This is a genomic window from Acinetobacter minutum, from assembly GCF_035916735.1.
Taxonomy (GTDB): Bacteria; Pseudomonadota; Gammaproteobacteria; order Pseudomonadales; family Moraxellaceae; genus Acinetobacter.
Map to the genome: position 1 here is coordinate 1 of NZ_JAQIHG010000059.1, position 2,593 is coordinate 2,593.

General features: G+C 42.9%; 4 protein-coding genes. 2 read left to right on the forward strand and 2 right to left on the reverse strand.

The window, feature by feature from the left end:
* The first annotated feature begins 198 nt into the window (after nt 1-198).
* Both aat and PAE54_RS12330 read left to right on the forward strand, forming a co-directional pair.
* Nucleotides 199-930 (forward strand): leucyl/phenylalanyl-tRNA--protein transferase, encoded by a 732-nt coding sequence (gene aat, locus PAE54_RS12325; RefSeq protein WP_326519649.1) that lies wholly within the window; start codon nt 199-201, stop codon nt 928-930.
* Nucleotides 931-951: 21 nt separating this feature from the next.
* Nucleotides 952-1,767, forward strand: a complete 816-nt coding sequence (locus PAE54_RS12330) for an arginyltransferase (protein WP_326519650.1) — start codon at nt 952-954, stop codon at nt 1,765-1,767.
* Between the two features lie 4 nt (nt 1,768-1,771).
* Here PAE54_RS12330 and rimI read toward each other — a convergent pair whose 3' ends face one another.
* Entirely contained in the window at nt 1,772-2,233 is a 462-nt protein-coding gene (gene rimI, locus PAE54_RS12335; protein WP_326519651.1) for a ribosomal protein S18-alanine N-acetyltransferase, read from the reverse strand.
* 207 nt (nt 2,234-2,440) lie between these two features.
* Nucleotides 2,441-2,593 (reverse strand): EF-Tu C-terminal domain-related protein (locus tag PAE54_RS12340; RefSeq protein WP_447270508.1); only part of this gene is annotated, 153 nt, incomplete at its 5' end.

Below are 2,593 nucleotides of genomic sequence, written 5' to 3' on the forward strand. Positions count from 1 at the left end.
GTATATCTTGCCGGAGAGAAGGAAAAGAAATTGTCCCAGGGTTGTGAAGCTAAAACCACAGAAATACCCAAGAAAATACCAGTCAATTTCTTAACTGACTGGCATTAGTCACTAGACGGCTTTTTTTATCTGTATTTGGATTTTGTAGTATTTGCTTTAACATCATACTTCCCTGAATTTTATGGATGGAGCTTTGACATGCAATTGCTGCCACCTTCACAGTATCTATTTCCTGATCCTATCGCTTCAGATCCCGAAGGCCAGGGACTAATTTGTATTGGTGCAGACCTCTCCCCTTCTACGCTGTACAAAGCTTATACCCATGGCTTATTCCCCTGGTTCAATGAAGATGAACCAATTTGCTGGTGGAGCCCTGAACCTAGATGCATTATCGAGCCACAGCACTACCATCCGAGTAAATCCTTACTCCGTTCCATGAAAAAGCAGGATTACCACATTACGGTCAACCAGGCCTTTGAACAGGTCATTCGCTGTTGTGCCTTACCCCGTCACTATGCCAATGAAACCTGGATCAGCGAACAGATCATTGAGGGTTACTCTGCACTTTTTGCAGCGGGTTATGGCTATAGTATTGAGGTCTGGGAGCAAGATCAGTTGGTTGGTGGACTCTATGGTGTAACCATTGGACATGGTTGTTTTGGTGAGTCGATGTTTAGTCAACGCACCGATGTATCCAAAATGGCCTTTTATACGCTCATGTTGATTGGACAAGAACAGCAACTGCCGTGGATTGACTGCCAACTGGTCAATGACCATTTATTGAGTCTGGGAGCATGTACACTTTCTCGTCAAGCGTATCTAAAATCGTTACAAGATGTAATTAATCAACCGCCCATCAATTGGAAAAAATATCAAGACAGTGTATTTTCAAGTAAAACAATAGCAGAAACTGCAAAACTGACCGAATGACAATAAAGAGGGACCTTTATTATGAACTCTTATCATCCTAAGTCCCCATTAAATGACTTACAGTATTACATTACGCCACCCCATGACTGCAGCTATTTGGAAAATAAATCAGCACGGATGGTCTTTCTGGATCCTGCCCATCGTATTGATGTCATGACCCTTTCCGAACTGTCACGGATCGGTTTTCGTCGTAGCGGGGATTTTGTCTATCGCCCAGAATGTCATCTTTGCCGACAATGCCTGTCCTGCCGAGTGCCCATACAAGACTTCGTCATGACCAGTGCACAAAAAAAAGCCTGGAAGCGTAATCAGGATCTGCAGATGAAGATCATTCCAAGCTCGGCAGCCAATGCTACTCATTACGCCCTGTATGAACGTTACATCAATGAACGGCATGCCGATGGTGATATGTTCCCTGCCAGTCAGGATCAGTTTGAAAAATTTTTAGTACATAGCTGTACTGAAAGCATTTTTTTGGAATTATGGTTAGAGGATCGCCTGATCAGTGTCTCTACCTGCGATTTGATGGATGATGGTTTATCTGCGGTATATACTTTTTTTGATCCGGATGAAAGCCGCCGCTCGCTCGGCGTTTTTGCGATCTTGAAACAGATCGAATATGCACAGTTACAGGGACTGGAATATGTCTATCTGGGCTATTGGGTACCGCATTCCAACAAGATGAACTACAAATCCCAATATATTCCACTGGAAATTCTGCTTGATGGTCAATGGCGTCGCCTCAATCGCCAGTTGAATGCTGAAGAAATACAACGCCTCGGCAAATCCCTGATGACCACACTACCTTCCGAATGGAACAACCCGATTATCAAATAAAGCTTTATGAGCTAAATAACCGGGCAAAGTCATCCGTACAGCTTTTTACCATAATGATGGCATGCTCACGGCTGCCATCGGGATTCGGATAATAATTTTTGCGCAGATCAATCTGGTGAAAACCCGCTTTTTCATATAATCCGATAGCTGCATGGTTACTTTCACGCACTTCCAGAAAAATTTGGACTGGTTGATTGTTTAACTGTTCAATAGAAGCATCGAGTAATTGATAACCCAAACCTTGGCCTTGAAATTTAGGATCAATCGCCATCAACAGTAAATTCGCTTCATCTAGCACCGGTTGCAAAATACAGAAACCCATAATACGCTGATCCTGCTCAATCACTGTACATTGATAACTTTGCAGAGATTCTTCGAATTGCTTGAACGTCCAGGGATGGGTTTGCACCTGATTTTCTATGGTGACAACAGCGGACAAATCAGAAGGTTGCATCAAACGAATCATCTTCGTTTATCTTTAGGCAGTTTTGGAAGTTGTGCATTATAGAAGCTTTTATCTCAGAATCGAAGGCGTATTAATCATCTTGAGATACCAGTCTACTTGCAGGTTTAATCGAATGAGTCTGTGCATGCTTTTAGATCAGTAAATCAAAAACTCGCAGACATAAAAAAAGCGCACCTCACGGTGCGCTTTTTTCACACTATAAAGTGATTATGCAGTTACTTTCGCAACAACACCAGCACCTACAGTACGACCACCTTCACGGATCGCAAAACGTAGACCTGGGTCCATTGCGATTGGGTGGATCAATTCTACTGACATTTCAACGTTGTCACCTGGCATAACCATTTCAACGCCTTCTTT